Consider the following 6,952-nt stretch of genomic DNA (forward strand, 5'->3'; position numbering starts at 1 on the left):
GGTTCGGGAATCGGGAATCGGGATTGGGGAATCGTAAAAACATTCCCTGCCTGCGGCCCTTTGCGGTTACGACGCGGTCCCGCCGATTTGAGTTCCAGGGCAGCCATCGAAACTACTGCGCAGCCGCCTGGCGGGCGTGGCAGGTGCTCGGAATCCTCATGCACCGCCCGTACACTCCGGTTCCTGCGCGCTGCCCGCACCCACCTGACGATTGCTCGCTACGTTTTGTTAGCCGCTCCTAGCCTGAGCCGCACCAAGGGCAGCACAGCGCTCTCCGATTCCCCATTCCCGATTCCCTATTCCCGGCCCTGACAGTGCCCTCCTACGCCGGTCCTCCCGTCGCCTCCCGTCCGGGCGAAGTCACCTCCACGCTGCGGCTGCTGGTCTATCTGGTGCTGGCGATCGTGCTGATCGCGCTCGATAGCCGGGGTGGCTGGCTGAGCCAGGTGCGTCTGCAGGCCAACCTGCTGATCCAGCCGATCTGGGCGGTGGCCGGGCTGCCGGGGCGGATCGGCTCGCAGGTGCGCGACAACGCCGCCACCCATGCGCAGCTGGTGGAAGAAACCCGCGACCTGCGCAATCAGCTGCTGGTGGCCAATGCGCGGCTGACCCGGCTGCAGACCGCTGCGCTGGACAACGCGCAGCTGCGCGAACTGCTCAACGTGGCCGAGCGCCGCGGGCTGGACGTGCAGCTGGCGCCGATCCTGGATATCGACCTGGACCCGACCCGGCAGCGCCTGCTGCTGGACGCCGGCAGCCGCGATGGCGTGCTGATGGGTCAGGCGGTGATCGACGCCGGCGGGCTGATGGGCCAGGTGATCGAAGTGACCCCACTGCATTCGACCGTGCTGTTGCTGACCGACCCCGACCACGCGGTGCCGGTCAGCGTGGCGCGCAACGGCGTGCGCCTGATCGTCTACGGCCGCGGCGACCGACTGGAACTGCGCGACATCCCGCTCAGTGCCGGCGTGCAGGTGGGCGACGAAATCGTCACCTCCGGCCTCGGTGGCCGCTTCCCGGCCGGCTTCCCGGTCGGCAAGGTGTCCGAATTGCATCCGGACGACACCCACGCCTTCCTGGTCGGCGAACTCACCCCGGCCGCCAAGCTCGATCGCGGCCGCGATGTGCTGCTGCTGCGCGCGGGCAAGCCGTTGCGCGTAGTGCCGGGAATGGGGAATGGGGAGTTGGGAATCGGGAATGGCAACGGCAACGGCAACGGCAACGGCAACGGCAACGGCAACAGCAACAGCAACAGCAACAGCAACGGCAACGGCAACAGCAACAGCAACAGCAACAGCAACAGCAACAGCAACAGCAACAGCAACGGCAATGCCGCGCCTGCTGCTGCGCCGGCGAACGCGCCGGTGAGCAGAACGCCGGGCACTCCGACGGGCGGTGCTTCCAGTACTGCGATCGATGCGGCCCCCCCGCCGGCTGCGTCATCGGGCGCCGCTACCGCAGCCGGCGCCGCACCGCGCGCGCAGCCCGCGCCGGCATCTGCCACGCCCGGCGGTGTGCAGCCGTCTGGCGCGGCGGCATCCATCCGCCAGGCCAACGTGTCCGCCCGTCCATCCATATCGGACGTGAACGAAAACCAGAATCCCGATGCCCGCCCGGCTTCACCGCAGGGCACGCGGGCGGCAGCGACTGGACAATCGGGAGCAAGCAACCGCAACACCTCGCCAACGCAGAGCGCCGCTCCTACCGATTCCCCATTCCCGACTCCCAATTCCCGTCCGGCTCCGCAGGAGACGGACCAATGACCCGCATGCGCAACACCTGGATCCTGCCGGCGAGCATCGTCATCGCGCTGGTGCTGGGCCTGCTGCCGCTGCCGGTGGTGGTGCAGCCGCTGCGTCCGTACTGGCTGGCGCTGGTGCTGGCGTACTGGGTGATCGAGGAGCCGGACCGGGTCGGGCTGGGCATCGCCTTCGTGGCCGGCGTGCTGGCCGACCTGCTGTATGGCGGGCTGCTCGGCGAGCAGGCGCTGCGGCTGGTGATCATGACCTTCATCCTGCAGCGCTTTCGCGCGCGGATGCGCTTCTTCCCGGTGTCGCAGCAGGCGCTGGCGATCGGCGGGCTGCTGCTCAACGACCGCATCGTCTCCTCGGCGGTGCATCTGGCGGTGGGCGAGCCGACCCTGCCGTGGAGCTACTGGTGGGCGCCGCTGCTGGGCATGGCGCTGTGGCCGCCGCTGTTCGTGGTACTGGATGCGGTGCGGCTGGGCAAGCGGAGCAAGAAGTAGGCCATGCACGGGCGTCGTCATCCCAAGAACCCGCATGCGGAGGCCGAGCAGTTCCGCCGGCGTGCGGTGCTGGGCTTTGTGATGGTGGTGATCTGCCTGGTCGGGCTGGGCGGCTGGTATTTCAAGCTGCAGGTGCTCGACCACGAGGTCTATGCCACGCGCTCGGAAGCCAACCGCATCAAGCCCAGGCCGGTGGTGCCCGGGCGCGGCATGATCTACGACCGCACCGGCCGGCTGCTGGCCGAGAACGTGCCGGCCTTCCGGCTGGACGTGACCCCGGACAAGGTCGCCGACATGGACGCCATGCTGGCCGCGCTGGGCAAGGTGATCCCGATCGCGCCGGAGGATCTGGAGCGCTTCAACCGCGAGCGCCGCGCGCGCCGCAGCTTCCTGCCGGTCACCCTCAAGTTGCGCATGAGCGATGAGGAAATGGCGCGCTTTGCGGTGGAGCGCTGGCGCTTCCCCGGCGTGGAGCTGGAGCCGTACCTGACCCGGCGCTACCCGTACGGGCCGCTGTTCGCGCACATCATCGGCTACGTCGGCCGCATCGACGAGAAGGACCTGGCGGTGCTGGGCGAGGGCAATGCCGCGCTCACCCACATGGGCAAGTCCGGGCTGGAGCGCTATTACGAGCAGGACCTGCGCGGCCAGGTCGGTTACGAGCAGGTCGAAACCAACGTGCAGGGGCGGGCGATCCGCACCGTCGGCCGGGTCGCGCCGCAGTCGGGCGCGGACCTGCGGCTGTCGGTGGATGCCGACCTGCAGCGCGCGATGGTGGCCGCGTTCGGCGAGCATGAAGGCGCGGCCATTGCGATGGACCCGCGTACCGGCGAGATCCTGGGCATGGTCAGCCTGCCCAGCTACGACCCCAATCTGTTCGTCAACGGCATCTCGCATACCGATTTCAAGATGCTCAACGACAACCCGTCGCGGCCGCAGTTCAACCGGCTGGTGCTCGGTGGGGTGGCGCCGGGCTCCACGCTCAAGCCGCTGATCGCGCTGGCCGGCCTGGACAGCGGCCTGCGCCGGCCGGAAGACCGGGTGCTGTCCACCGGCATGTTCTACCTGCCCGGGGTCAGCCGCGGCTGGGGCGACTCGCACCGCGGCGGGCATGGCTGGACCGATCTGCGCAAGTCCATCGCCCAGTCGGTCAATACCTATTACTACCGGCTGGCGGTGGACATGGGCATCGAGCGCTTCGACCACTACCTGGGCGAGTACGGCTTCGGCCAGCCGACCGGGGTGGACCTGCTCGGCGAGATCGGCGGCATCCTGCCGTCGCCGGCCTACAAGTACAAAACCCGCAAGGAGCGCTGGTATCCCGGCGACACCGTCAACATCGCCATCGGCCAGGGCGACTGGAAGGTGACCCCGCTGCAGCTGGTGCGCGGGGTGTCGGCGATCGCCAGCGGGCTGCTGCTGCGCCCGCACCTGGTGCTGGAGCAGCGCACCGGCTTCGATCACCCCTGGCAGCCGATGATCCAGCCGCCGGGCAAGCCGATCAGCCCGAGCGCGGCGCACCTGCAGGTAGTGCGCGAAGGCATGATGGACACCATGCGCCCGGGCGGCACCGGCTATGCGATCACGCCGGGCGCGCCGTATCAGATGGCCGGCAAGACCGGTACCGCGCAGGTGGTCAGCCGCAAGGGCGTGGCGGCGGTGGACCCGCGCAGCCTGCCGATGCATCTGCGTCACCGCGGCCTGTTCGTCGGTTTTGCGCCGGCCGACAATCCGGTCATCGCGGTGGCGGTGGCAGTGGAAGGCGGTGGCTTCGGTACCAGCTCGGCGGCGCCGATCGCACGCAAGATCTTCGATGCCTGGTTGCTCGGCAAGCTGCCCGCCGGCCTGGAGCCGCTGGACAGCGAGCTCGGCATGACCGCGGTGGGCGTCAACCAGTTCGAAGCCGGCGCCACCGATGCGCGCCAGGCCGGCGATGCGGCCGCGGCCACGCTGGACGAGCTGCCGGTGGTGATCGGCCAGACCGCGGTGGCGTTGGACCCCAACACGCCGGCGCAGCCGGTGGTGCCGGATGTGCCCGATACGGTCCAGGAGACCGACCATTGAGTGACATCCTGCGCTGGCTGGTGGACATGGTGGCGCGTTTCACGCGCAGCCTGGACTGGGTGCTGTGCCTGGCGCTGGGTGCGCTGATGGTGATCGGCCTGTCGGTGCTCAAGAGTGCGGGCGGCGCCGCCAACGGCGATCACCTGGTGATGGCGCAGGCCGTGCGCTTCGTCATCGGCCTGGCCGCGATGTGGGGCATTTCGCGCATGTCGGTGCTGCGCCTGCGCGCCTGGACGCCGTGGGTGTACGGCCTGTCGATGCTGCCGTTGCTGGCGGTGTTCGCGCTGGGCACCGGTAAATACGGCCGCCAGTGGCTGGACCTGAAACTGTTCTACCTGCAGCCGGCCGAACTGCTCAAGATCAGCCTGCCGATGATGGCGGCCTGGTATCTGCATCGCATGCCGTTGCCGCCACGCATTTCCACCGTACTGGTCACCTGCATGATCATCGGCGTGCCGACCGCGCTGATCATGCTGCAGCCGGACTTCGGCACCGGCGTGTTGATCGCTGCCAGCGGCGTATTCGTGCTGCTGCTGGCGGGCTTGCCCTGGTGGTGGGTGGCGGTGGGCGTGGGCGGCGTCTCGGCGGCCGCGCCGGTGGCCTGGTTCTGGCTGCTGCGGCCATACCAGAAGGACCGCATCATGATGTTCCTCAACCCCGAAAACGACGCGCTCGGTGCCGGCTGGAACATCATCCAGTCCAAGATCGCGATCGGCTCGGGTGGTTTCGACGGCAAGGGCTGGGGACTGGGTTCGCAGTCGCATCTGAACTTCATTCCCGAACAGACCACCGATTTTGCGTTCTCGGTGCTCAGCGAGGAGTTCGGCTGGATCGGCGTGGCGACCGTACTCAGCCTGTACCTGATCGTGATCGCGCGCTGCCTGTGGATCGCCGCGCAGGCGCGCGACACCTATTCGCGCCTGGTCGCCGGCGCTACCGGCCTGGCGTTCTTCGTCTACGTGCTGGTCAACGGCGGCATGATTTCCGGCCTGCTGCCGGTGGTGGGCGTGCCGATGCCGCTGATGAGTTACGGCGGCACCTCGGCGGTCTCGCTGCTGGCCGGCCTGGGCCTGGTGATGGCGGTCAAGGCGCACCGCCCGGTGCACGGGTACTGACGCGGCCGATTGCATGGGGCAAGACACAAGGCCGTACGGAGATGAGCAACTAGAACTGGTTGCCCGCTCTAATTTGGGGAGCCAAGGGCGAGCGAGCCAATTTGGACGGATCGTCGAGCGTTGTAACTCCTTGTCTAATTTACCGCCTTGGTATGCGTGTTATTCGATAGGGAGCAGATCAAACAAATCTGCATTCGCGGCGATACCGGTCAATTCGACGTCATGGCTTGATCCTGTAATCTGGCAGGCGGAGATATTCTGAAAACAAGCCAAGGATCCGAGCATGGAAGGCATCGCGTTATGAGCGGAAAGATCAAAATCGGCGTCGCCATCGGACTATTGCTGTTCGCGTTGGTGGGAGGGCTTTTTTTCTCCGGTCAGTTGATCTTGATGCTCTTGAAGGTGGCAGGGCCGCTGAACGCCGGCACCTACTGGTCTTACGTCAAGGCGCTCGATCTTCCGCAGTTCGCTCCCTATGCCAGCAAGATCAAGCTGGCCGGCGCAATGGGCTTCGGCGTGCCGCTTGTGGCCTGGTTCGCACTGCTGATTCCGCTGTTCAAGCCAAAGGCCGCCGCCTTGCATGGCGACGCACGCTTTGCCTCCGGCAGTGATCTGGCCAAGAAGGACATGCTCAAACCGTCGCCAACCGGCATCGTGGTTGGCAAACACGGTGGCAAGTTGGTGCGCTTGCCCGGCCAGCAGTTTGTGATCCTGGCCGCGCCCACGCGCTCGGGCAAGGGGGTGGGCATCGTCATTCCCAACCTGCTCGACTACCAAGGCTCGGTGGTGGTCCTGGACATCAAGCAAGAAAACTTCGACCTGACTTCCGGTTGGCGCAAGAGCCAAGGCCAAGAGGTCTTTTTATTCAACCCGTTTGCTGAAGACGGGCGCACGCATCGCTGGAATCCACTGAGCTACATCTCACCAGATCCGGCGTTTCGCGTGTCGGACTTGATGAGTGTCGCGGCCATGCTCTATCCGGATGGCTCGGACGCCCAGAAGTTCTGGGTGAGCCAGGCCCGCAATGCCTTCATGGCATTTACGCTCTATCTGTTCGATAGCCTGGACGACCAGATCAAGCGCAAGCATCCAAAAGAGATGTGGATGTTCCCAACGCTTGGGATGCTCTATCGCGTGTCCTCTGGCGACGGGAGCGACTTGAAGGGCTACCTCAAGAAGCTTTCGCAGCGCGACTTCCTGGGTCGCGATGCCAAGATGGCGTTTGACAATTTGCTCTCGCAAGCCGAAGAGACCTTCGCCTCGATCATGGGCACGTTCAAAGAGCCGCTCAACCAGTTCATCAATCCGATCCTGGATGCATCGACCAGCGACAACGACTTTTTGCTGACCGATGTGCGCAAGAAGAAGATGAGCATCTACATCGGCATCCAGCCGAACAAGCTTGCCGAAAGCCGCTTGTTGATCAACTTGCTGTTTAGAGCGGCTAACAAAACCCAGGAAGAAGGCGTAAGCAGATGATGGAGGATGCGAGCGAAAGCAACGCCAAGTGGAGATCGATGCGACGTTC

General features: G+C 65.9%; 4 protein-coding genes, 1 other RNA gene and 2 pseudogenes. 6 read left to right on the forward strand and 1 reads right to left on the reverse strand.

Annotated features, from left to right (window positions below; all coding sequences use genetic code 11):
* Window positions 1-158 precede the first annotated feature (158 nt).
* The 6 genes and pseudogenes from XarbCFBP7408_RS18750 to XarbCFBP7408_RS18775 all read left to right on the forward strand — a co-directional run.
* Window positions 159-234, forward strand: a non-coding RNA gene (locus tag XarbCFBP7408_RS18750) — sX9 sRNA.
* 80 nt (window positions 235-314) lie between these two features.
* On the forward strand, window positions 315-1,763 hold the full coding sequence (gene mreC, locus XarbCFBP7408_RS18755) for a rod shape-determining protein MreC (protein ID WP_104564244.1): 1,449 nt from the start codon (window positions 315-317) through the stop codon (window positions 1,761-1,763).
* Window positions 1,760-2,245, forward strand: coding sequence for a rod shape-determining protein MreD (mreD, locus tag XarbCFBP7408_RS18760; RefSeq protein ID WP_104564245.1), 486 nt, complete (start codon window positions 1,760-1,762; stop codon window positions 2,243-2,245). The genes mreC and mreD overlap by 4 nt, the downstream gene beginning before the upstream one ends.
* 3 nt (window positions 2,246-2,248) lie before the next feature.
* Window positions 2,249-4,309: a penicillin-binding protein 2 gene (gene mrdA, locus XarbCFBP7408_RS18765; RefSeq protein WP_104564246.1), complete on the forward strand. Its 2,061-nt coding sequence runs from the start codon at window positions 2,249-2,251 to the stop codon at window positions 4,307-4,309.
* Window positions 4,306-5,424, forward strand: a complete 1,119-nt coding sequence (gene rodA / locus XarbCFBP7408_RS18770; RefSeq protein WP_104564247.1) for a rod shape-determining protein RodA — start codon at window positions 4,306-4,308, stop codon at window positions 5,422-5,424. The genes mrdA and rodA overlap by 4 nt, the downstream gene beginning before the upstream one ends.
* 300 nt (window positions 5,425-5,724) lie before the next feature.
* Window positions 5,725-6,861 (forward strand): annotated as a pseudogene (locus XarbCFBP7408_RS18775) (type IV secretory system conjugative DNA transfer family protein); the annotation flags it as partial.
* A 7-nt stretch (window positions 6,862-6,868) separates the two neighbouring features.
* Here the strand turns inward: XarbCFBP7408_RS18775 and XarbCFBP7408_RS18780 are convergent.
* Window positions 6,869-6,952: pseudogene (locus tag XarbCFBP7408_RS18780) on the reverse strand (IS5/IS1182 family transposase); the annotation flags it as partial.

It is taken from the genome of Xanthomonas arboricola pv. guizotiae, from assembly GCF_002940205.1.
Taxonomy (GTDB): domain Bacteria; phylum Pseudomonadota; class Gammaproteobacteria; order Xanthomonadales; family Xanthomonadaceae; genus Xanthomonas; species Xanthomonas arboricola_C.

Coding starts and splice junctions, on each gene's coding strand:
- mreD (WP_104564245.1), top strand. CDS start 1,760: ATGACCCGCATGCGCAACACCTGGATCCTGCCGGCGAGCATCGTCATC.
- mrdA (WP_104564246.1), top strand. CDS start 2,249: ATGCACGGGCGTCGTCATCCCAAGAACCCGCATGCGGAGGCCGAGCAG.